We start from the raw sequence: 20,323 nt of genomic DNA on the forward strand, positions 1-20,323 counted from the left end.
GCCCCCTCTGCCCTGCCGGGCATCTCCCCCACAGATGGGGAGATCACAAGTGGCAAGCTCCCCGCTTTGAAATGAAGGCTGCGGCTCGTAGGACGATCTTGGTGGGGCGAGCGGGTGCGCCAAGCCAATCTCCCACCCGTGGGGGAGATGCCGGGCAGGGCAGAGGGGGGCCGGCACCCACCGACGGAAATGCAGACAACCCCCAACACGCATTTGTGAGCACCCCGCATCTGGACCCCTGCGGCGCCTTGCCGCATCCTCCCGGCTTCGTGAAAGCGCCGGAGGGGTGGCATGAAGCCGCAATTGCTTGTCCTCGCTATCGCATGCGTTGTTTCCCTCGCCCTGCCACAGGCCGCGAGCACCCAGGAGCAGCGCAGGAACGTCAGCCAGTGCCAGGCAATTGCCCAAGGCATTCCGAAGGCGCAGTTCGCCAGCTTCTCGACCACCGCACCCGTCATCCCCGCGGTATCGGAAGGCGAGGACGTCACCTTCACCTTTCTCGGCCACTCCACCTTCGAGATCGACACGCCCGGCGGCATCGTCATCGCCACCGACTATAACGGCATCTACCAGCCCTCGGTGACGCCTGACGTCGTGACCATGAACAAGGCGCACCAGACGCATTACACGCTCACTCCGGATCCGGCGATCAAGCACGTGCTGCACGGCTGGAGCGATATCCCCGGCGAAAAGGCCAAGGTCGATCTCGTCGTCGGCGACGCCTATATCCGCAACGTCACGACGGACATCCGCTTCAGCTACGGCCTCGGCGGATCGCAGCAGGATGGCAACTCGATCTTCATCTTCGAGATCGCCGGCCTCTGCATCGGCCACCTCGGGCACCTGCACTACGAACTGACGGATGCGCATTACACGGAGATCGGCCGCCTCGACGTGGTGATGGTGCCCGTCGATGGCGGGCTGACGATGGGACCGGACAGCATGAGCCGGGTGATCAAGCGCCTGCGCGCCTCCATCGTCCTGCCGATGCACCGCCGCGGACCGCCGGTGGAGCGCTTCCTGTCGATGATCGGCAAGGAATTCGATATCCAGATGGCGCAGGACAACACGTTGACGGTATCGCTGCGGACGCTGCCGAGAAAGCCGCAGATCTATGTGATGCGGGACGTGCAGTAGCGCGTGCTTGGCGCCTGTAGCCCCCTCACCCTACCCTCTCCCCAAGGGGAAAGGGAAGTTGGCGCTGCGGCTCAGGTTTTCCCTTCTCCCCTCGGGGGAGAAGGTGCCCGAAGGTCGGATGAGGGGGCCACGCGGAACAACTTCAAGATGGCTAATATCCAACCTCAAGCAAATTGCAGATGCCGCTTTATCCCCACATCCGGCATCTTGTCATCGTCGAGATTGGCCTTGGCGATCTCCCAGCCGAATTTCAGCTTGCTGCCGGTCGAGACCCAGATTTCGGCATCATCGACATGCATGGCGAGCATCGTCAGCTTCGGGTCCTTCTTGCCGTTCTCATACCAGGCGGCGACCACCGAGTTCCAGTATTCCTCGATCTTCGACGGATCGGGTTTAAGCTCGATCTTGCCCGCCAGGCAGGCGTGATAGTCGTGATCCTTGCCGACGACACAGAAATGCGCGCGTGTTCCCGGTTTCACGGCACGAACGATATCCGCGTCCGATTTGGTGTAGAACCAGATGGTATTGGTCTTCGGATCGGCATGCGGCGCCATGGGCTGCATATGCATGTCGGCACCGTCGACGCCGAGCATGCCGGCATGAATACCGTTCACCTGATCCCAGAGCTGCTGCGCCGGATGTTCGCGGGCTTCGCTGAAGCTTGCCATGGCCATTCCCTTCCGTTTTCAGTTTCCGGTTCAAAACGTCAGGTCTGCCGCCTTTGTTCCCCCGCGCTGCACAAGCCAACCGCCTGCGTGAAAAGGCGCTTTCCGCTTGAATACGGCCCGTTTCGCTCTTATAAGGCGGCCCATTCCGAATAATGAGACGTGAACAGGGGTGCCATGGCTGGCCATTCACAGTTTAAAAACATCATGCATCGCAAGGGCCGTCAGGACGCCGTGCGATCGAAAATGTTCTCCAAGCTCGCGCGCGAAATCACTGTCGCCGCCAAGGCCGGTCTGCCCGACCCATCGATGAACGCGAGCCTGCGCCTGGCCATCCAGAACGCCAAGGCCCAGTCCATGCCGAAGGACAATATCGACCGCGCCATCAAGAAGGCGGCCGGCAGCGACGGCGAAAACTACGAGCAGATCCGCTACGAAGGCTATGGCCCGGGCGGCACCGCCGTCATCGTCGAGGCGCTAACCGACAACCGCAACCGTACCGCCTCGAATGTGCGCTCGATCTTCACCAAGGCCGGGGGTGCACTCGGCGAAACCGGCTCGGTATCCTTCTCCTTCGATCACGTCGGAGAAATCACCTACAAGCTCGCATCAGGCGACGCCGACAAGATGATGGAAGCCGCGATCGAAGCCGGTGCCGACGATGTCGAGACCGACGAGGAAGGCCACTACATCACCTGCGCTTTTGAAGCTCTCGGCGAAGTCGCCAAGGCGCTCGAAGCGACGCTCGGCGAAGCCGAAACCGTCAAGGCAGTCTGGCGCGCCCAGAACAACGTGCCGGTGGACGAGGAAAAGGCTCAATCGCTGCTGAAGATGATCGACAACCTCGAAGACGATGACGACGTCCAGAACGTCTATTCGAACTTCGAAGTCTCCGAAGAAGTGATGGCCAAGCTTTCGGCCTGATCGCCTCTTCCGGAACTGTTTTCAAAGGCGGGCTTGATGCCCGCCTTTTTCGTTGGATCAGGGTGCCGCCGCCCGGAGGAAGCTGTCGCGGAAGGCGGCGAGATCGCCAGCACTGACATCGGAGACCGCCCAGAAGACCAGTCCATCGGACGACCAGTCCGTCATGTTGTAGCCGTCATGCTCCCGCGTCGCTTGCCCGCCTTTCGCCTGGGGCCAAATGAACAGGTTGATGACATGGCCGTTGCGCCGGTAGACGAGCGCTGCCACCACCCGACCGCCGATATAATCGACCCGGCCGCCGACCAGCGGGAAACCATCCTTGGCGAGATCGTTGACCGGCGGTGAGAAATCGATGCGGCCGTTGAACCAGGGCTTTACCGTATGCTGGTTCGAGGTCTGCACATCGACGAGGTGATCGGCGAGCATCGAATGGACATGGCTCGCCAGCAGCTGGTCCTCGATGCCGAGATCCGGCACCGGCGCGTTGACGAACAGCATTGCGCTCGCCGCCAGCGCCGCCAGTGACGGCACGAAGCTCCAGTCGCGAATGAAACGAAAGAAACGGTCCCACCGCGAAGCAGGCTTCTGGCGCGGCTGAAGAGCGGATGAGGAGATGGCCTGCTCGCGCGACAGCGCGGCGAGAACCTGCGACCGGACCTCGTCCGGAAGCTTGAAGCGCACGCCGTCCTGTCCGATCCGTTGCCGCACCCCGCGCACCCTTTCGATCTCCGCCCGGCAATCCGGGCACCCCGCCAGATGACTTTCCAGCTCGGCCGCGCGCACCAGATCCAGCTCGCCGTCGATGAAGGCATGCACCACCGGCCCCCACTGGTCGCAGCCCTGCTTCGGCGCCTCGCTCATGCCCGCACCCCGCCATTCTCGAACGCATCCCAGGCCTCGCCAAATTCGCGCCGCGCCCGGGCGATGCGCGACATCACGGTACCTATAGGCACATCGATGACCTCGGCGATCTGTTTGTAGGAAAGCTCCTCGAGTTCGCGCAGCACCAGAATTTCCCGCATCGCCTCCGGAAGCAGGCCGATGACATGGCGCACGCGCGACGTCTCGCTTTCGCGGATCATCGCTGTCTCCGCCGTATCGTCATCCGATGCGATCTCATGCACCGGACTGTCGCCTCCGGCATCGGCATCCAGCGGCGTTTCGAAACGTGCCTTCCGCCGTCCCTGCTGCTGCCAGGCGAGATGACAGTTGCGGACGATGGCAAAAATCCACGCCCTTGAATCGCCGCCGCGATAGGTCTCGAAACTGCGATAGGCGCGCAGGAAGGCGTCCTGGACGATATCCTGCGCCGCGTCCTGATCGCGGCTGAGAAAGCGCGCGAAATTGTAGGCGGCATCCATGTGCGGAAGGATGTTCTGCTGGAAACGCAATGTGTGATCGGGCTGCGTGGAGGCGGCAGCGGTCTGCCGTCCGCCCCTCGCCTGTGCCATTTCCATATAACCGACGAGGACCGACGCTGCCTCGGCGAGAAAACAGCTTGCGAGCTGAGAAAACGATCGCGAGCGGCGGCGCCAGCGCAGCAGAGCCGCGGCCAGCTGATCGTCGAACGATGTGGGGAAAGCAAGACAGGCTTCGGTCATCACACCCTCTGCGGCTGCGGCGCAGCCGACTCTAGTCCTCGGGACGCCTTCAGCGCAATGCGACCCTTTATTGCCTAGATCGCCGAGCACCCGGTTTTATTCCCTGCCGATTGAGTTTTTTTGGCCGCTTGGCACGATGAAAAAATTAGCCGTTCATTCTCAATGGCTTGCATGAAAAATTGCGGTAGGCTCGGAATAAGCAGCAGGCCTCTCCGGTCTAGTTCTTCAGCGGCGGCGTCGAACCCATCCCGTCTCCGCTGAGACACAGGACAAGCCAGAGGAGGCATCCCAATGTTTGAAATGTCACGCCGTACACTGCTTGGTTCGGCCGCCGCGGCAGCCGCATTCGGCCTCGCATCGAAACTCGAATTCGTGCCCCCGGCCTTCGCCGCATCGCCGGACGAACCGGCAACCGGCTTCTACCGCTACAATGTCGGCGATATCGAAGTGACGGCCATCTATGACGGCATCTGGCGCAAGCCGCACGATCCCGCCTTCATCAAGAACGCCACGGTCGACGAGACCAAGGATGCGCTCGCCAAGGCGCATCTGCCGACCGATTTCATGCCGATCCCGCTGACGGTGGTCGTCCTGAAGGTCGGCGGACAGCTGATCATGATGGATGCCGGCTCCGGCGTGGGCCAGTGGCAGGCCAATGCCACTAACCTGCCCGGCAACATGGCGGCCGCCGGCATCGACTACCGCAAGATCGACACGGTCATGATCTCGCATTTCCACCCTGACCACGTCTGGGGCCTGATGGAAAAGGGCACCAATGCGCCTGTCTTCCCGAATGCCGAACTTATCGTTCATTCGGCCGAATACAACTGGTGGACCGATCCCGGCCGCCTCTCGAAACTCGCGGAGGGACGCAAGCCTGCCGGAAAGCGCATCGCCGAAGTCTTCCCGAAATGGAAGAACTGGAAGCTGGTCGAGGACGGTGCGCAGGTGGCGCCCGGCATCGAGCTGATTTCGGCGCCAGGCCATACGCCGGGTCATTCGACCTATCTGGTCAACTCCGGAAAAAGCCAGCTGCTGGTTTCGGCCGACATCATGTACGTCCCGGCGCTGCTGGCGCCGCACCCGGAATGGCAGGGCAGCTACGATCAGGACGGACCTCTTGCCATCACCAGCCGCCGCAAGCTGATCGATCGAGTCATATCGGACAAGATCGCCATCTGCGGCTCGCACTTCCCCTTCCCCGGCTCCGGCAGCTTCGTCAAGGACGGAAATGCCTATGCCTTCACGCCTACCAGCCAGGCCTGACGCCTGAGGAGACTATCGTCATGAAAAGATCATTCACCCGCTACGCCGTTCTCGGCGTCATCAGCTTCTGCGCGTTGTCGGCAGGCGGCTCGGCCATCTCGGCATTGACGGCGATGCCCGCCTTTGCCGTCGACAACATGGAAACCGGCGACGGTCCGGACCTCACTTCCGTCCGCGCCAAGATCGCTGCCAAGGACTATCAGGGCGCACTCGAGGAATTGCGCGGCCTCGCCGAGGATAACCAGCAGGCCGATGTCTACAACCTGCTCGGCTACACGCTGCGCATGACCGGCGACTACGACACGTCGCTGACTTACTACACCAAGGCTCTCGAATTGCAGCCCGATCACAAGGCGGCGCACGAATATCTTGGCGAGCTCTATCTGCAGACCGGCAAGCCCGACAAGGCGAACGAGCAGCTCGCTTCGCTGAAGCAGCTGTGCCCCGCAGGCTGCGAGGAGCTGGAAGACCTACAAGAGGCGATCGCCGCACGGGGCGGCAACTGACGGTGATTGCCCCGGGGCGGGCGGCAGATGCCGCTCGCCCTGCTCACCCATTGGAGATGATCATGGAACATTCCGCTATCCGATCCGCCGGCAGCAATGCAGCACTTCTCGCCGGACGTCTGCTGCTCTCGGCCATCTTCCTGCATGAAGGCGCAACGTTGGCGCTGAACTTCAACGCCACGGCAGCGGCCTTCGAAAGGCTGGGTCTCGAACTGCCGGTCGCTATCGGCGTCATCCTGCTACAGCTTGCGGCCGGCTTCTCGGTCGCGGCAGGCATGGCCACACGGCTGGGCGCTGTTGCACTCGGCATCTTCTGCCTGATGACGGCCCTGCTCTTCCACACCGATTTCACCAGCCAGAACGAACTGCTGCATTTCGAGAAGGACTTTGCGATCGCCGGCGGCATGTTTGTGCTCGCGATCTCGGGCGCCGGATCGCTGTCTGTCGATGCGGTCCTGAAGCGCATCTTCCCAGCGCCGGTGGCTGCCTTCTTCTGACATCCGCGATGATCTGGATCAAAGCGGTTCACAGCTCCGTGAGCCGCAGCCTGATTTTAAGAAAGCGGTAACGCTGCAACCCTTCAATGCCCCTGCCTCCAGCCGGTCTGTCTCAGGCCAGCGTCTCTCACACCATCGGCGGGGAAAATGCCATGAAGAAACTTGCTCTCACTCTCTCCATTTCGCTGCTTTGCGCCTTCGCCGCGCAAGCACAGCCCACAATGGTCAAGCGCTTCAACGATTGGGGCGTCTATTCCTACAAGGCCGATGGCCAGACGGTCTGCTATCTGCTGACCATACCGACCGCCCAGACGCCTGCAAATGTCGATCACGGCAAGAACTTCTTCATGGTCGGCCCCGGCGCTTCGGCGAAATACGAACCACAGGCACGAATGGGCTACGAGTTGAAGCAGGGATCGCGCGTGAAGGTGCGCATCGGCGACCAAACATTCTGGATGTTCACCCGCGAGAACGCCGCCTGGATGCAGTATGAGGAGCGTGAACCGGAAATGATCCGCGCCATGCGCGGCGGCAGCGAGATGGTGATCGAGGCGACCTCCAGCCGGGGGACGGATACCAGCTACACCTATTCGCTCGATGGCATCACAGCAGCGCTGAAACAGGTGACCAGCTGTAGCTGACATGCGCCCGTTTTCTCTTCTGCGCCGCACGATGGGGCTGCTTGCCCTCTGCAGCCTGTTTGCCGCCTGCCTGCCCAGCCAGGCATCGGCAGTCCCGGTTGAGACAAGCGCACCAAAAGGTCGGGAAACCGGTCTGCCGGTTCCCCGTTTCGTCTCGCTCAAATCGGCCAACGCGCGCATGCGCATCGGCCCGTCGCTGGATTACGGGACCAGGTGGATCTACGTGAAATCAGGCCTGCCGCTGGAGATCACCGCCGAATACGACAATTGGCGTCAGGTGCGCGATAGCGATGGCATCACCGGCTGGATGCATCGCGCCCTGCTCTCTTCGCGCCGGACCGCGGTGATCGGCCCCTGGCTGAGAGAGCCCGCTGCACTTCACACCGGAGCCCGGGAAAGTGCAGCTGTATCGGCGGCGTTGATGGCCCGCGTCCTCGTCCATGTCGGACGCTGCGACGGAGCCTGGTGCAGCATCGGCCTGCCACACCAGAATCTCACCGGCTTCGTCGAGCAGTCGGCCCTGTGGGGCGTCTATCCCGGCGAGACAATCGCCGATTAGGCGGCGGCGCTCATAAAGCTGCCGAGCCCCGCGAAGAGCTCGACCGACCTCAGCCGCGCCTCGATATCGTGAATCGGCATCGAGATGATCAGCTCGTCGGCCTCCGTCTCTTTCAGAAATTCCTTGAGCTTGGCTTCAGCCGTCTGCGGCGAACCGACGACGGCATAGCGCAGCGTATGCTCGACATTGAGCTTTTCCATCGGCGACCAGAAGCTCTCCATATCCTTCACAGGCTTCGGGAACTGGCCGCGCACATTGCGCCGGAGATTGACGAACTGCTGCTGCGCCGAAGTGAAGTGATACTCGGCCTCTTCATCGGTCGGCGCCACCGACCCCATCACGCCGGCCATCACATAGGGCTGATCGAGGACGGCGGAGGGCTGGAACTTGCTGCGGTAGATATCGATGGCATCGAGCAGCGAATCCGGCGCGAAATGCGAGGCGAATGCATAGGGCAGGCCGAGCATGGCGGCGAGCTGGGCGCTGTAGAGGCTGGACCCCAGAAGCCAGATCGGCACATGCGTCCGGTTGCCGGGCACCGCTAGGATCGCCTGGTTCTCGACAGGCTCTCCGAGCAGCTGCTGCAGTTCGACGACATCATGCGGGAAGCTCTGTGCGCCGGCATCGAGGTTGCGGCGCAGCGCCTGGGCGGTGCGCATATCCGTTCCCGGCGCGCGGCCGAGACCGAGATCGACGCGGCCGGGGAAGAGTGCGGCGAGCGTGCCGAACTGTTCGGCGATAACAAGCGGCGAATGGTTCGGCAGCATGATGCCGCCCGATCCGATGCGGATCCGCTTCGTCGCCGCACCGACATGACCGATGACGACGGCAGTCGCCGCGCTGGCAATCCCCGGCATGCCGTGATGCTCGGCAAGCCAGAAGCGCTTGTAGCCATACTCTTCCGCCTTCTGCGCCATCCGCGCGGAACCCGCGAGAGATTGGCTGACGGTCGTGCCCTCTGGAACGGGCGAAAGATCGAGGATGGAAAAGGGAATCATGAAAACCTGCCGTCGGTATGATGGGGCTACCGGCTATGTAGGTGGTAACGGCGCCGCATCCAAACCCTGCGGCGAAGAAAAAGGGCCGATCGGCCGCCTGCCATCAACGCAGATGTGGAAACCAAATTCCGGCATTCCGCATGTCGTTGTCATTGCAGGCCCTAGGCGGTGATTCCTGAGCCAGCAGTACAGGCTAAATAACCACCACCTACTATTACATATCTGCGTTGCATAATCGGAAGTAGGCGCTTGCCCGCGATGGGATCATAAGGAGCGCAGCTTATGCATATGAGAGTGTTTGGTATGGATTGGGTCCCTGTAGTCTTCGTTACATTCAAGGTTCTTGCCTTAGGAATAGCGATGTTCTTCGCCATCAAGTGGCATTATGACCGTGCGGAGAAAAGCGACAGGCGAGCGCTACTGCGATCGGGCGGCATGATGGCCGCCGTCTTCGCGCTGGCGGTACTCGGCGTGGGGCTCGCCGCCTTCCTGCTCAGCAGGAAGCTCGGCTTGGACCTGAGCCTCTGATGAGGCCGCTGTTTCAAGCGACTCCAGATCCAACTGATGGCTGGAGTCGCCTGCTCCTCTGAGGGCGTTAAGACGCGCGGCGGTGCCGGAGCACATGCACTTCAGCGCTTTGGTGGTGATGGCCCTGCGGCAGCGTGAAGTTTCCGAGCTGGCGGTCCATCTCCAGCGCCTCGCTGGCAAGACGATGGATCGCTGCCGTGCTTTCCTCGACCATCGCCGCATTCTGCTGCGTCATCGAATCCAGTTCGGAGACCGCGCTGTTGATCTGGCGCAGCGTATCGGCCTCTTCGCGGGTCGATTCCATGATATCGTGGATCTGGCCGTTGATCGCCTCGACACGGCTGCCGATACCGGTCAGCGCAACCCCCGCCCGCTCGACGAGCGATACGCCGCTTTCGACCTCATGTGTCGACTTCTGCAGCAAGCTGGCGATTTCCTTGGCGGCGCTCGAGGAGCGCTGTGCCAGTTCACGGACTTCCATCGCGACGACAGCAAAGCCCTTGCCGGATTCACCGGCACGCGCTGCCTCGACACCGGCATTCAGTGCCAGCAGGTTCGTCTGGAAGGCGATTTCGTCGATGACAGAGATGATCGAGTTGATCTGGCGCGAGGACGATTGGATCGCCTCCATCGCCGCGATCGTCTCGCGCATGATATCGCTCGAGCCGGCCGTTTCCTTCTTGGCGTCACGGGCGATCCGCTCGGCCTGCTCGGCGCGTTCGATCTGGATGCGGACCGACTGGGTGATGGCGTCGATCGCATTGGCGGTCTCGGTGATCGAGGCGGCCTGCCGCTCGGTGCGGCCGGCCAGATCATCGGCGCCGTTGCGCATCTCTTCCGAGCCTGAACGAACTGCCATCGAATTTCCGCCGATCGCCGTCATCGTTTCGCTCAGCGTTGCCAGCGCCTCGTTGAAGTTGACGCGCAGGCCCTCAAGTTCGGTCGGGAAGCGCGTCTCGATCTGATAAGCGAGATTGCCGCTGGCCAGATGATGCAGGCCCTCGTCCAGCGCCTGCACGACATCCTGAAGGCTCTTCGCCTCGGCTTCGCGCAGCGCCATGTTTTCCTGGCGGTCGCGCTCGGCACGGGTGCGGGTCTCGGCACTTGCGGCTTCGAGCTCGCGGCTTTCGAGCAGCGATTGCTTGAAACGGGCAAGAGCCTTGGCCATCGTGCCGATTTCGTCGTGGCGGTTCTGGCTGCCGATCTCGGTATCGAGCTTGCCGTCGGCGACGTCGCGGGTGTTGCCGGCAAGACGGGCGAGCGGCGAGAACAGGAGCTTGGTGATCAGGCCGGTAGCAATCGCCATAACGACGAGTGCACCGAGGCCGATCATCGTCAGCAGCGTGGCGATCTCGATCGAACCGGCATTGAGCTCACTGAGACGAACGCTCTCGACCACCAGGAAGCGGTCGCCGTGATAATCGATCCCGCGAACATAGGCCCGGGCCGAGCCATCGGCGCGGTCGAAGTCGTCGACCGTCATGCCCTGGTTGTTGGCAAGCGCATCCGGAATGAAGGTGAAAGATGCAGTATCGAGCGTCGCCAGCTTTCCGTCGGAAAGGCCGACAGCCGAACCATCGCTGGAGATGATCGCCGCCTGCGCCGTGCTGCCGGAGACAATGCCCTTCGACAGGATGCCGGTGACGATATCATCGCGAACCTTGAAGAGGATGATGCCCTTCGCGAGGCCCAGCTTGATGATCGGAACGGCATAGAAGATCCCCGACTTGCCCGCATCGACGCGCAGGCCCGAGAAGCCTGTCGGCGCGGAATCGTCGGTCGCCTTTGCCGTGTTCTCGACAGCCTTCGCATAGGCGAGACCGGCACCGGTCGCCTTCCAGGCATCGGCCTTGAGGTTTTCGGCGAAATTGTCGTCCTTCTTGTAGGAATAGAGGACGGAACCATCCATGTCGGCGATCAAGAGATCGCTGAAGGCCGTGTTCTCGAGGTCGCGGGCGACTTCGCCCTGCGTCTTCTCATGGTTGGAATAGTAGAAGCCGCTCGGCCCCTCCGGCTTCATCAGCTTTTCGCGCTGATCGGCCGGGTTCGGGTTGTTGGTGATGAAGACCTTCTTCAGTTCCGCGCGGGCATCGCCCGAGGACTTCTCGATGGTCTTCCAGCCGCTCTTCAGGCTGGTGATCGACATCTGCAGCGCTTCGATACGCGCAATCGAGTTCGCCTGGTTTTCAAGCTGCTCCAGCTGATCCTGCAGCATGTCGCCGCGGAAGATGAGAACGCTCTCCTTCGCCTTCAGCGCCTGCTCGTCGGAAATGCGGCTGCTGGCGAAATAGCCGAGCACGCTGATGGTGCTGACGGCAAGTGCCGTGAGCAGAATGAAAGTCGCAATCACTTTAAACGATAGAGACTGAAATCTCTGAGCCATAAACTAGAACCCTTCCGGAGCGGCTTGCCTGGCTTTTCGCAGCTGGCTTGACCGAAAACAGAACACTGGGGGCCTTAACCTTCCGAAAAAGGAGCCCCTCTCACATTTGATGGATTAGATTTCAGACAACTGATTTAATTCGCAGTAAACGGCGCGACACAAAAACAAGGGATGTTTTTGTTTTGTTCACATATCAATGGCAGTTATTTTGCAACTGCAATATGGTGAGCCATGCAAAACACGATTCGCATCATCGGCATCGATCCCGGCCTGCGCCGCACGGGATGGGGCGTCATCGACACGCTGGGCAATTCGCTGCGCTTCGTAGCCTCCGGCACCGTCACGTCGGACGGCGACATGGACTTGGCCTCCCGCCTCTGCCAGCTACATGACGGGCTTGCCGAGATCGTCCACAGCTACACACCCGATGAAGCTGCCGTCGAACAGACCTTCGTCAACAAGGACGCGGTCGCGACACTGAAGCTCGGCCAGGCCCGAGGCATCGCCATGCTGGTGCCGGCGCGTGCCGGACTGCAGGTTTCCGAATATGCGCCGAACGCCGTCAAGAAAGCCGTCATCGGTGTCGGCCACGGGGAAAAGAAGCAGATCCACATGATGCTGAAGATCCTGATGCCGAAGGTGGAATTCAAGGGCGACGACGCGGCCGATGCGCTGGCGATCGCCATCTGCCACGCCCACAATCGCGGCAGCAACCGCATGCGCCTGGCAGCCTTGGCGGGATGATTTGTTCTTGACTTGTTCTCAAGGTAAGGATTATTCTTACTTTGAAGGAGCAAGTCATGCGCGTTACCTCGAAAGGTCAGGTCACGATTCCCCGCGATCTCCGCGAGCTGGCCGGTATAGAGCCAAACAGCGAAGTCGTGTTCTCCATGGAAGGCGGCAAGCTGGTCGTTTCACCAAAGAGCGGTCGTAGCGCCATCGAAGATCGAACCCGCCTTGATCAAGTCCTCAAAGCGATCTCGAAGCTTGAAGGCACTGGTGATCAGGCGATCGATGCCGACGCGCTCATGTCCATGACGCGTGACCGCTGACATGGCGACCTTGATTGACACCAACGTGCTGGTAGATCTAGCCATCCCGTCATCGAACTGGCATGGCTGGTCACGGCAACGGACGATCGAAGCGTTCGATCAGGGGCCGGTGCTCATCAACCCGATCATTTATTCCGAGTTTTCAGTACGCTACCGCGATATCGATGAAGTCGATAACGCACTGCCGGAAGATGCCTTCCGCCGGGAAAACCTCCCTTGGCCCGCGGCTTTTGCGGCCGCGGCCGCATTCCGCATCTATCGCAAGGCCGGCGGCCAGCGCGAACGTGTTCTGCCGGATTTCCTGATCGGTGCGCATGCCGCCATACGCGGCTATTCACTGCTGACACGCGATGTGAAGGGCTACCGCGCCTACTTCCCGTCGCTCGACCTCATCACTCCCGAAACCCATCCCTGACGGACATATCATGATCGGCAAGCTCAAAGGCACCATCGAAGAAATCGGCGAAGACTATGTGCTCGTCGATGTGCATGGTGTCTGTTACGTCGCCCATTGCTCTGGCCGCACCCTGTCGAAGCTCGGTTCCGTCGGAGAGGCCTGCGTGCTCTTCATCGAGACCTATGTCCGCGAAGACCAGCTGAAGCTTTTCGGCTTCATGAGCGTGCTTGAGCGCGAGTGGTTCAACCTGCTGCAGAGCGTTCAGGGCGTCGGCGCCAAGGTGGCGCTCGCCGTGCTTTCGACCCTGACGCCGCCGGAACTCGCCAATGCCATTGCCCTCCAGGACAAGACGGCCGTCTCCCGTGCTCAAGGGGTTGGCCCGAAGGTTGCGGTCCGTATCGTCACCGAACTGAAGAACAAGGCGCCCGCCTACGCCGGCGAGGCGATGAATATCGGCCTCAAGCAGGAACTCGGCGAAGGCGTGGCTTCGGCTCCGGTTGCCGACGCCGTCTCGGCGCTCACCAACCTCGGCTATTCGCGTGATCAGGCCGCCAACGCCGTCGCCGCCGCCATGAAGACCGCCGGCGAAGGTGCCGATAGCGCCAAGCTGATCCGGCTGGGGCTGAAGGAACTGGCGCGGTAATTCCGCAAGGGTTTGATGCAAAACCGCGCTGCGTTCTGTATGGAATGAGTGTGTACCGAATTGGAAGAATGATGACATGAGCGACCCCGCCCGCCTGATATCGCCGGAAAAGAAGGGCGAAGATTTTGACGCGACGCTGCGTCCGCAGTCACTGGATGAATTCACCGGGCAGGCGGAAGCACGCGCGAACCTGAAGATCTTCATCGAGGCCGCCAAGAACCGTGGCGAGGCGCTGGATCACGTGCTGTTCGTCGGCCCGCCCGGTCTCGGCAAGACAACGCTGGCGCAGATCATGGCGAAGGAACTCGGCGTCAACTTCCGCTCCACATCTGGCCCTGTTATCGCCAAGGCCGGCGACCTTGCGGCGCTGCTCACCAATCTCGAAGAGCGTGACGTGCTCTTCATCGACGAAATCCACCGCCTGAGCCCGGCCGTCGAAGAAATCCTCTATCCGGCGATGGAAGACTTCCAGCTCGACCTGATCATCGGCGAAGGCCCGGCCGCACGCTCGGTGAAGATCGATCTGTCGAAATTCACGCTGGTCGCCGCCACAACCCGCCTTGGCCTGCTGACCACGCCGCTGCGCGACCGCTTCGGCATTCCGGTGCGTCTCTCCTTCTACACCGTCGAGGAACTGGAGCTGATCGTCCGCCGCGGCGCGCGGCTGATGAACCTGCCGATGACCGACGAGGGCGCCAAGGAAATCGCCCGCCGCGCCCGCGGCACGCCGCGCATCGCAGGGCGTCTGCTGCGCCGCGTCCGTGATTTTGCCGAAGTCGCCAGGGCCGAGGCCGTCACCCGCGAGATCGCAGACGAGGCGCTGACCCGGCTACTCGTCGACAATATGGGCCTCGATCAGCTCGACAAGCGCTACCTCAACATGATCGCCGTCAATTTCGGCGGCGGCCCTGTCGGTATCGAAACCATCGCCGCCGGCCTTTCCGAGCCGCGCGATGCGATCGAGGACATCATCGAGCCCTACATGATCCAGCAGGGCTTCATCCAGCGCACGCCGCGCGGCCGTGTACTCACCGCAACCGCCTGGAAGCACCTCGGCATGCAGCCGCCGAAGGATCTGGAAGCCGCGCAGTTCCGGCTCTTCCAGCAAGACGACTGAGCGCGCCGATGCCGAAGAGAACGATGATCCGGCTGGATGGCAGTGCCGGACGCTTCAACTACCGCATCGCCGGGCTCGGCTTCCGCGATGACCATGTCCTCGTTCACCGGGCCGTCCATGAGCCTTTCTGGACATTTCCGGGTGGCCGCGCCGAGATTGGCGAGACCTCGGAAGAAACGCTGCGGCGCGAGATGGTCGAAGAGCTCGGTGTGACGGTCGAGGTCGGCCGCCTGCTCTGGATCGTCGAGAATTTCTTTCATTTCGAGAAGCGCGACTGGCACGAACTCGGGCTCTATTATCTGATGGAAGTCCCCGAAAGCTTCCCCTTCCGGCCAAACGAGATCGTCCATCAGATCGAGGACGGCAAGAGCATTCTGGAGTTCAAATGGGTGCCCGCCACCCGCGAAGCGCTGAAGGCGCTCGATATTCCGCCCTATTTCATTGCCAACGAGATCGAGGCGCTTCCTCCGGCACCGCGCCACGTCGTCTGGCGCGACGGCGACCTCGACCGGGACGATTGAGGGAACTGTCCCCTTCTCCGCGCATTGCATCCTGAACAAGGAGCATCGCCATGCAGAAATACAGGACGGGCACGAGCGTCGAGTGGACATGGGGCAAAGGCAAGGGAACGGGCAGGATCGCTGAAAGCTTCACCGAAGACGTCGAGCGCACCATTGAGGGCGCCGACATCAAGCGGAAGGCGACCAGCGACGAACCCGCCTATCTGATCGAGCAGGAAGATGGCGGCAAGGTCTTGAAGAGCCACTCGGAAATCAGGAAGGTTCATTGACGGGCGATGACCGGTCCGACAGGAGATGACATGACAGTTTTCGATCCCTGCCGGGTTTTCCGCAAGCTCGCCTATAACAATGCGCTCGCCAATGTCAGATTGCTCGACGCCTGCCTCCGGCTGCAGTCGGGCGAGTTCGAAGCGCATCGCACCAGCTTCTTCCCTTCGATCAAGATGACGCTGAATCACATCATCACCGTCGACTGGTTCTACGTGGATGGGCTGGAAGGCGGCAGCCTCGGACCCGATGCATGGAAGATCGAAGAGCCGTTCGATACGCTTGAAGCGCTGAGCCCCGAGCAGCGGACTGTCGATGCACGCCTTGTTGCGCTATGCGAGGCGCTGACGCCGGAGACCTTGGCGGCCACCGTCAGGCTGGATCGCGGTGGCCGGTTTCAGGAGGAGCGTGCGGACGATATCCTCAGCCACCTTTTCCAGCACCAGACCCATCACCGGGGCCAGGTACATGCGATGCTGGCGGAATCCAGTGTCCGCCCACCGCAACTCGACGAATTCATCGTCAACGATGATGCCCGTTTCCGGGGCGACGAGATTGCCGCCCTCGGCTGGAGCGAGGAAAAGCTGATGCGTTGACCGCCAGACTCAGTCGTTCAGGCGCGACTTCAGCGCATCGACGATGGTCTTGGTCAGCAGATCGTAGTTTTCGTCGAAGTGGTGATCGCCCGCGAGTTCGACGACGGCAGCGCCGCTCTGTTTCAGATCCGGGCAGGCGACTTCGTCATCGTCTTCCTTGCCGTAGATGCACTGGATCAGCTTCGGATCGACATCCTTCAGATCGGCGACCGGATCGCCACCAGCCCCGTCAGTCTTCTGGCCGAGCCAGCCCATGACAGAGATCACGTAATCGACCTCGTGCGACAGCGACAGCAGCGAGATCTGGACGATCGACGCCTTCTCGGCCGGTTTCAGCAGCTTGTAGGTTGCCGGCACCACGTCGGCACCGAACGAGTAGCCGATCAGAAGCACATGCTTGACCTTCCACTGCTTCCGGTAGAGGTCGATGATCTTGCCGAGATCGTCGGCGGTCTCCTGCGGCTTCCGTTCCGACCAGAAGTAATGCAGCGAGTCGATGCCGACGACGGGAATCCCCTCCTTCTGCAGCTTGCTGCCAACTTCCTTGTCGATATCGCGCCAGCCGCCATCGCCGGAATAGACGATCGCCATCGTATCCATCGCCGGCTTGGCATCGAGAACGGCAAGCGGCAGGCCAAGCGGATTGTCGGCATTGCCCGATGCGTCGATCATGTCGTCGAGTGTATCGGACAGCGTCGTCTGCGCGTCGTCATCGGCATCGCGGACATCGATCGCCGGATGCGTCTTCTTCAGCTCCGCGACATGCTCGCGCCCATCCTTCGGTGCATTCGACGTCAAGGCCACCACGACGGGATCCGGCAGATTGCCCTCGGTCAGGCCGTAGATCATCCGGTCGCCGACGGTCTTCTTGCTGGCCGGCGTGCAGAGCTGCTGCGTCAGCGGAATGCCCGCCACGGGATCGATCGCGAGCGTCTGGCCGATCGTCGCATCCGGGGTCTGCGCGGCAATCGCCAGCGCCAGGGCGCCGCCCTCGCCGACACCGGCAATGATCGGCAGATGATAGGCGCTGTTGCCGGCGGCGCGCTGAACCTGCTGGCTCAGCGCCTCAATGTCAGAGACCAGATAGATGCAACCGTCATTATCGCTGGCATCGTATTTGCGCAGCGCATCCATGTAGGACGGAAAGTCGACACCGATCACCACGGCACCGGCATCCACCAGCTTATCCGTCTCGGCCTTTTCGTTGTCGCCCCAGCCGGCCGCGTCCGAGATCAGCATCACCGCACCCTTCACATCACCCTTCGGCAGAAAGATGTGCGGCGACGGGATAAGCCCGGTTTCGAAGTCCTGCGTGCTCTCGTCGGCGGCAAAGGCCGGAAACGCAAGCGCCGTGGCGCATGCTGCGGCGAGGATATATTTTCTGATCATTTCCTGACGACTCCCTTCAATCCGCCACCGATGAGAAAGGTCGCGTCCATCAACGCGATCATCGGATTGCCCCCTCCGGAAACCGCAAGATAGCGCGGTTGCCAGTGCGGATGAAACTTTGATTTGAATGCCCGAAGGCCTTTGAAATTGTAGAAGCGCTCGCCGTGTTCGAAGACGGTGCTGCCGATGCGGTCCCAGACGGGCGCCGTTTCACGCTTCGACATGCCGGAAAGCGGTGCCATGCCGAGGTTGAAGTGGCGGTATCCCTCCTCGCGCAGATATTCCATGATCTGCACGAAGAGAAAGTCCATCGACCCCTTTGGTGCCTCTGGAGAGAAGCGCATGAGGTCGATCGTGCCTTCCGATTTGGTTTCGGTGACGAGGATATTCGCGAAGGCGACGATCTTGCCGTCCTTCTTCAACACGCCGACCGGCTGCGAATTGACATAGTCAGGCTCGAAGGCGCCGAGCGAGAAACCCTTCTCCTTGGCATTATGGTCTTCAAGCCAGGAGCTGGAAACCGCGGCCAGATCGGTGAGAATGGCAGGTACGTCTTCGGCCGGTATGACCTCGAAGCTCAGGCCATCGCGCTGGGCGCGGCTGGCCGTCTGGCGCAGGTTCGCCCACTTGCCGCCCTTCATCTCGAAGGCGCCGAGATCGGCAACGGCGAGCTCGCCGAGCTTGAAGGCCCGCAGGCCCGCATCGGCGCAATGGGATAGCAGCGCAGGCGAGATCTGATAGAAGACCGCGCGGCATCCCGCAGCCCGCGCCGCCTCGACGAAACTCCAGACGAGTTCCGGAATGGCATGCCGCTCGCCGACCGGATCGAACAGCGCGATCCATGAGCGCCCCTGGCGGCCATACATGATGAAGGCATCGCCCTTCTCGGAGAACATGATGCTCTTGTCGGCCATGCGCACCAGATTGGCGTCGGCATAATCCTGCGCCTTGACGATATCGACGGCGCGCTGCAGCGCCTCGTCGCTTGCCGGTTCCGGGCGGAAGGCCGCCGGACGCAGAAGGCTGAAAATGGCGATCGCCGAGGAGATGATGGTGATCCCGAGCACGGCACGCAGACCGCGCGGCGCTTCAGCCGCGAATTCGAACTGCCACCAGAGCTCGTTGCTGTATTCGACATCGCGATAGACGAAGAGCAGGATGACGACGGCGCCGACGCAGATGACCGCAATCGCCATCAGCCACGCCGCCGTCAGCGTCTGGTTCAAAAGCGAGGCGTGGCGCGTGAACAGGCGGCGGCTGACGAACAGGCTGAAGATCAGGATCGCGAGGAAGATCGCTTCGACCAGCGCAATCGCCTTCAGCAGCGACAGGGTGAGCGCCAGAACAGCGGAGACCACCGATACCAGCCATGCGCCATCGAGACGCTGGCCAAGACCCCGCGCGGCGACCACGAGCGCCAGACCGAGCAGGCTCGACAGGAAATGGGCGCCCTCGACGATGGGCAGAGGCAGATAATTGGCAAGGAATTCGAGATTCTCGTCCGGCGTCGGCGTGACGCTCGAGAAGATCAGCATGACGCCAAGGATCAGCGCAAAGGCCGACAGCAGCTGCGGCGTCAGACGCCCGCCGATGCGGCGGATGCTCGAGGCGGCCGGATGATCGACGAAGCGGCGAAGCTCGGTCAACGACACCGCAAGCACCGCGATCAGCAGCGGCAGCACATGATAGATCAGGCGGTAGAGAACCAGCGATCCAAGAACCGCGTCGATATTCACCGCGCTGCCGAGCGAGGCGATGATGACAGTCTCGAAGACGCCGAGACCGGCCGGAACGTGGCTGAGCACGCCGAGCCCGACGGCAATCGCATAGACCGCCAGGAAGACCGGCCAGCTGATCGCCGTCTGCGGCAGGAGCACGTAGAGCACGGTGGCCGACGCGGCAATATCGAAGGCGGTGACCAGGAACTGGCGCGACCATGTGCGCGAATCCGGCAGGCGCACGGCGATCGGGCCAAGATTGACCGCCCGGCCATCGCGGCCGAGATAGACCACGAAAGCAAGTCCGGCGAGAATGGCACCGGCGATGATCCGCAGCAGCAGCGCATTTGTATTGATCAGCGGCCCGATTTCATCGGCGATGATCATCAGCGCGATCGCCGCGACGCTGGCAAGCCCCAGACCGAAGGACAGCGTGACGAAGGCGATGACGCGGCCGATATCTTCGGGCGTCAGGCCGAGGCGGGAATAGGCGCGGTAGCGGATCGCGCCGCCGCTGAGCGCGCCAAAGCCCGCCGTATTGCCGACCGCATAGGCGCTGAATGCTGTGAGCGCCACATGCGGAAAGGGCAGCTTCTTGCCAATGTATTCGATCGCATTGAGATCGTAGAAGATCAGCGCGAAGAAGCTGAGGCCAGTAAACAGCAAAGCCAGCAAAATGGAACTGACGCGCGTGTCGGCAAGCGCCTGGACGACGTCGTCATAGCGCACTTCATTGGTGAGCTGCATGATCGCATAACCGACCATGCAAAACAGGATAAGCGTCGCTGCCGCGACAAGCTGCGTACGGTAACGCCGGATAAAGCCCCGAAAGCCACCGGCTTCCTCGCTTTCCATTTCTTCCAGACTGCCTTGATTCGCCATCTTACCCCTGCCGACTGCCAGCTTGGCGTGAGTCGT

At 61.7% G+C, this 20,323-nt stretch carries 23 protein-coding genes; 16 read left to right on the forward strand and 7 right to left on the reverse strand.

Annotated elements, in window-relative coordinates; genetic code table 11:
* The first annotated feature begins 291 nt into the window (after positions 1 to 291).
* A complete protein-coding gene (locus AC1DNK_RS09010; RefSeq protein WP_477940559.1) occupies positions 292 to 1,137 on the forward strand; it encodes an MBL fold metallo-hydrolase in 846 nt (281 codons plus the stop codon).
* Between the two features lie 164 nt (positions 1,138 to 1,301).
* Here the strand turns inward: AC1DNK_RS09010 and AC1DNK_RS09015 are convergent, their stop codons facing one another.
* Positions 1,302 to 1,805 carry a pyridoxamine 5'-phosphate oxidase family protein gene (locus AC1DNK_RS09015; protein ID WP_112518098.1) on the reverse strand — a complete coding sequence of 168 codons (504 nt, stop codon included), beginning with the start codon at positions 1,803 to 1,805 and terminating at the stop codon, positions 1,302 to 1,304.
* A 174-nt stretch (positions 1,806 to 1,979) separates the two neighbouring features.
* On the opposite strand from AC1DNK_RS09015, the gene AC1DNK_RS09020 reads away from it, so the two are divergent.
* Positions 1,980 to 2,726: a YebC/PmpR family DNA-binding transcriptional regulator gene (locus AC1DNK_RS09020; RefSeq protein ID WP_477940560.1), complete on the forward strand. Its 747-nt coding sequence runs from the start codon at positions 1,980 to 1,982 to the stop codon at positions 2,724 to 2,726.
* A 57-nt stretch (positions 2,727 to 2,783) separates the two neighbouring features.
* Here the strand turns inward: AC1DNK_RS09020 and AC1DNK_RS09025 are convergent, their stop codons facing one another.
* Both AC1DNK_RS09025 and AC1DNK_RS09030 read right to left on the reverse strand, forming a co-directional pair.
* The gene (locus tag AC1DNK_RS09025) at positions 2,784 to 3,587 is read right to left on the reverse strand and encodes an anti-sigma factor family protein (protein ID WP_477940561.1); all 804 of its coding nucleotides are present in this window, start codon (positions 3,585 to 3,587) and stop codon (positions 2,784 to 2,786) included.
* The gene (locus tag AC1DNK_RS09030) at positions 3,584 to 4,330 is read right to left on the reverse strand and encodes a sigma-70 family RNA polymerase sigma factor (RefSeq protein WP_477940563.1); all 747 of its coding nucleotides are present in this window, start codon (positions 4,328 to 4,330) and stop codon (positions 3,584 to 3,586) included. The genes AC1DNK_RS09025 and AC1DNK_RS09030 overlap by 4 nt, the downstream gene beginning before the upstream one ends.
* Before the next feature lie 288 nt (positions 4,331 to 4,618).
* On the opposite strand from AC1DNK_RS09030, the gene AC1DNK_RS09035 reads away from it, so the two are divergent.
* The 5 genes from AC1DNK_RS09035 (at position 4,619) to AC1DNK_RS09055 (ending at position 7,796) form a co-directional block, all read left to right on the forward strand.
* Positions 4,619 to 5,593, forward strand: a complete 975-nt coding sequence (locus AC1DNK_RS09035; RefSeq protein ID WP_477940565.1) for an MBL fold metallo-hydrolase — start codon at positions 4,619 to 4,621, stop codon at positions 5,591 to 5,593.
* A 20-nt stretch (positions 5,594 to 5,613) separates the two neighbouring features.
* A complete protein-coding gene (locus AC1DNK_RS09040) occupies positions 5,614 to 6,099 on the forward strand; it encodes a tetratricopeptide repeat protein (protein ID WP_112538713.1) in 486 nt (161 codons plus the stop codon).
* Between the two features lie 62 nt (positions 6,100 to 6,161).
* Positions 6,162 to 6,596: a DoxX family protein gene (locus AC1DNK_RS09045; protein ID WP_477940567.1), complete on the forward strand. Its 435-nt coding sequence runs from the start codon at positions 6,162 to 6,164 to the stop codon at positions 6,594 to 6,596.
* Positions 6,597 to 6,748: 152 nt separating this feature from the next.
* Entirely contained in the window at positions 6,749 to 7,237 is a 489-nt protein-coding gene (locus AC1DNK_RS09050; RefSeq protein ID WP_477940569.1) for an invasion associated locus B family protein, read from the forward strand.
* Between the two features lies 1 nt (position 7,238).
* The gene (locus tag AC1DNK_RS09055) at positions 7,239 to 7,796 is read left to right on the forward strand and encodes an SH3 domain-containing protein (protein WP_477940571.1); all 558 of its coding nucleotides are present in this window, start codon (positions 7,239 to 7,241) and stop codon (positions 7,794 to 7,796) included.
* Here AC1DNK_RS09055 and AC1DNK_RS09060 read toward each other — a convergent pair.
* Positions 7,793 to 8,794 carry an LLM class flavin-dependent oxidoreductase gene (locus tag AC1DNK_RS09060; RefSeq protein ID WP_477940573.1) on the reverse strand — a complete coding sequence of 334 codons (1,002 nt, stop codon included), beginning with the start codon at positions 8,792 to 8,794 and terminating at the stop codon, positions 7,793 to 7,795. The two genes, AC1DNK_RS09055 and AC1DNK_RS09060, sit on opposite strands and share 4 nt — an antisense overlap.
* A 360-nt stretch (positions 8,795 to 9,154) precedes the next feature.
* Between AC1DNK_RS09060 and AC1DNK_RS09065 the strand changes: the two genes are divergently transcribed.
* Positions 9,155 to 9,322, forward strand: coding sequence for a hypothetical protein (locus tag AC1DNK_RS09065; RefSeq protein ID WP_477940574.1), 168 nt, complete (start codon positions 9,155 to 9,157; stop codon positions 9,320 to 9,322).
* A gap of 67 nt (positions 9,323 to 9,389) precedes the next feature.
* On the opposite strand, the gene AC1DNK_RS09070 is transcribed toward AC1DNK_RS09065, so the two are convergent.
* A complete protein-coding gene (locus tag AC1DNK_RS09070) occupies positions 9,390 to 11,705 on the reverse strand; it encodes a methyl-accepting chemotaxis protein (protein WP_477940576.1) in 2,316 nt (771 codons plus the stop codon).
* 231 nt (positions 11,706 to 11,936) lie between these two features.
* Here AC1DNK_RS09070 and ruvC point away from each other — a divergent pair, with 231 nt between their 5' ends.
* From ruvC to AC1DNK_RS09110, 8 genes are all read left to right on the forward strand, one after another.
* Positions 11,937 to 12,449 (forward strand): crossover junction endodeoxyribonuclease RuvC, encoded by a 513-nt coding sequence (gene ruvC / locus AC1DNK_RS09075; protein WP_112385449.1) that lies wholly within the window; start codon positions 11,937 to 11,939, stop codon positions 12,447 to 12,449.
* 56 nt (positions 12,450 to 12,505) lie between these two features.
* Positions 12,506 to 12,757 carry an AbrB/MazE/SpoVT family DNA-binding domain-containing protein gene (locus AC1DNK_RS09080; RefSeq protein WP_477940578.1) on the forward strand — a complete coding sequence of 84 codons (252 nt, stop codon included), beginning with the start codon at positions 12,506 to 12,508 and terminating at the stop codon, positions 12,755 to 12,757.
* Between the two features lies 1 nt (position 12,758).
* Positions 12,759 to 13,172, forward strand: a complete 414-nt coding sequence (locus AC1DNK_RS09085; RefSeq protein WP_477940924.1) for a type II toxin-antitoxin system VapC family toxin — start codon at positions 12,759 to 12,761, stop codon at positions 13,170 to 13,172.
* 10 nt (positions 13,173 to 13,182) lie between these two features.
* Positions 13,183 to 13,797 (forward strand): Holliday junction branch migration protein RuvA, encoded by a 615-nt coding sequence (gene ruvA / locus AC1DNK_RS09090; RefSeq protein ID WP_112518025.1) that lies wholly within the window; start codon positions 13,183 to 13,185, stop codon positions 13,795 to 13,797.
* Between the two features lie 76 nt (positions 13,798 to 13,873).
* Positions 13,874 to 14,914 (forward strand): Holliday junction branch migration DNA helicase RuvB, encoded by a 1,041-nt coding sequence (gene ruvB / locus AC1DNK_RS09095; protein WP_112385455.1) that lies wholly within the window; start codon positions 13,874 to 13,876, stop codon positions 14,912 to 14,914.
* Between the two features lie 8 nt (positions 14,915 to 14,922).
* Entirely contained in the window at positions 14,923 to 15,435 is a 513-nt protein-coding gene (locus AC1DNK_RS09100) for an NUDIX hydrolase (RefSeq protein ID WP_477940581.1), read from the forward strand.
* A gap of 50 nt (positions 15,436 to 15,485) precedes the next feature.
* Positions 15,486 to 15,704 (forward strand): hypervirulence associated TUDOR domain-containing protein, encoded by a 219-nt coding sequence (locus AC1DNK_RS09105; RefSeq protein ID WP_477940583.1) that lies wholly within the window; start codon positions 15,486 to 15,488, stop codon positions 15,702 to 15,704.
* Positions 15,705 to 15,734: 30 nt separating this feature from the next.
* On the forward strand, positions 15,735 to 16,298 hold the full coding sequence (locus tag AC1DNK_RS09110; protein ID WP_477940585.1) for a DinB family protein: 564 nt from the start codon (positions 15,735 to 15,737) through the stop codon (positions 16,296 to 16,298).
* Between the two features lie 9 nt (positions 16,299 to 16,307).
* Here AC1DNK_RS09110 and AC1DNK_RS09115 read toward each other — a convergent pair whose 3' ends face one another.
* On the reverse strand, positions 16,308 to 17,687 hold the full coding sequence (locus AC1DNK_RS09115; protein ID WP_477940586.1) for a virulence factor family protein: 1,380 nt from the start codon (positions 17,685 to 17,687) through the stop codon (positions 16,308 to 16,310).
* A complete protein-coding gene (gene mprF / locus AC1DNK_RS09120) occupies positions 17,684 to 20,287 on the reverse strand; it encodes a bifunctional lysylphosphatidylglycerol flippase/synthetase MprF (protein WP_477940588.1) in 2,604 nt (867 codons plus the stop codon). Before mprF ends, AC1DNK_RS09115 begins: the two co-directional genes overlap by 4 nt.
* Between the last annotated feature and the right edge of the window lie 36 nt (positions 20,288 to 20,323).

It is taken from the genome of Rhizobium sp. 01N424 (genome assembly GCF_056399485.1).

What these genes read in the sequence shown, in the direction of transcription:
- AC1DNK_RS09010 (WP_477940559.1), top strand. Translation starts at nt 292, where the DNA reads ATGAAGCCGCAATTGCTTGTCCTCGCTATCGCATGCGTTGTTTCCCTC.
- AC1DNK_RS09015 (WP_112518098.1), bottom strand. Translation starts at nt 1,805, where the DNA reads ATGGCAAGCTTCAGCGAAGCCCGCGAACATCCGGCGCAGCAGCTCTGG.
- AC1DNK_RS09020 (WP_477940560.1), top strand. Translation starts at nt 1,980, where the DNA reads ATGGCTGGCCATTCACAGTTTAAAAACATCATGCATCGCAAGGGCCGT.
- AC1DNK_RS09025 (WP_477940561.1), bottom strand. Translation starts at nt 3,587, where the DNA reads ATGAGCGAGGCGCCGAAGCAGGGCTGCGACCAGTGGGGGCCGGTGGTG.
- AC1DNK_RS09035 (WP_477940565.1), top strand. Translation starts at nt 4,619, where the DNA reads ATGTTTGAAATGTCACGCCGTACACTGCTTGGTTCGGCCGCCGCGGCA.
- AC1DNK_RS09040 (WP_112538713.1), top strand. Translation starts at nt 5,614, where the DNA reads ATGAAAAGATCATTCACCCGCTACGCCGTTCTCGGCGTCATCAGCTTC.
- AC1DNK_RS09045 (WP_477940567.1), top strand. Translation starts at nt 6,162, where the DNA reads ATGGAACATTCCGCTATCCGATCCGCCGGCAGCAATGCAGCACTTCTC.
- AC1DNK_RS09050 (WP_477940569.1), top strand. Translation starts at nt 6,749, where the DNA reads ATGAAGAAACTTGCTCTCACTCTCTCCATTTCGCTGCTTTGCGCCTTC.
- AC1DNK_RS09055 (WP_477940571.1), top strand. Translation starts at nt 7,239, where the DNA reads ATGCGCCCGTTTTCTCTTCTGCGCCGCACGATGGGGCTGCTTGCCCTC.
- AC1DNK_RS09060 (WP_477940573.1), bottom strand. Translation starts at nt 8,794, where the DNA reads ATGATTCCCTTTTCCATCCTCGATCTTTCGCCCGTTCCAGAGGGCACG.
- AC1DNK_RS09065 (WP_477940574.1), top strand. Translation starts at nt 9,155, where the DNA reads ATGTTCTTCGCCATCAAGTGGCATTATGACCGTGCGGAGAAAAGCGAC.
- AC1DNK_RS09070 (WP_477940576.1), bottom strand. Translation starts at nt 11,705, where the DNA reads ATGGCTCAGAGATTTCAGTCTCTATCGTTTAAAGTGATTGCGACTTTC.
- ruvC (WP_112385449.1), top strand. Translation starts at nt 11,937, where the DNA reads ATGCAAAACACGATTCGCATCATCGGCATCGATCCCGGCCTGCGCCGC.
- AC1DNK_RS09080 (WP_477940578.1), top strand. Translation starts at nt 12,506, where the DNA reads ATGCGCGTTACCTCGAAAGGTCAGGTCACGATTCCCCGCGATCTCCGC.
- AC1DNK_RS09085 (WP_477940924.1), top strand. Translation starts at nt 12,759, where the DNA reads ATGGCGACCTTGATTGACACCAACGTGCTGGTAGATCTAGCCATCCCG.
- ruvA (WP_112518025.1), top strand. Translation starts at nt 13,183, where the DNA reads ATGATCGGCAAGCTCAAAGGCACCATCGAAGAAATCGGCGAAGACTAT.
- ruvB (WP_112385455.1), top strand. Translation starts at nt 13,874, where the DNA reads ATGAGCGACCCCGCCCGCCTGATATCGCCGGAAAAGAAGGGCGAAGAT.
- AC1DNK_RS09100 (WP_477940581.1), top strand. Translation starts at nt 14,923, where the DNA reads ATGCCGAAGAGAACGATGATCCGGCTGGATGGCAGTGCCGGACGCTTC.
- AC1DNK_RS09105 (WP_477940583.1), top strand. Translation starts at nt 15,486, where the DNA reads ATGCAGAAATACAGGACGGGCACGAGCGTCGAGTGGACATGGGGCAAA.
- AC1DNK_RS09110 (WP_477940585.1), top strand. Translation starts at nt 15,735, where the DNA reads ATGACAGTTTTCGATCCCTGCCGGGTTTTCCGCAAGCTCGCCTATAAC.
- AC1DNK_RS09115 (WP_477940586.1), bottom strand. Translation starts at nt 17,687, where the DNA reads ATGATCAGAAAATATATCCTCGCCGCAGCATGCGCCACGGCGCTTGCG.
- mprF (WP_477940588.1), bottom strand. Translation starts at nt 20,287, where the DNA reads ATGGCGAATCAAGGCAGTCTGGAAGAAATGGAAAGCGAGGAAGCCGGT.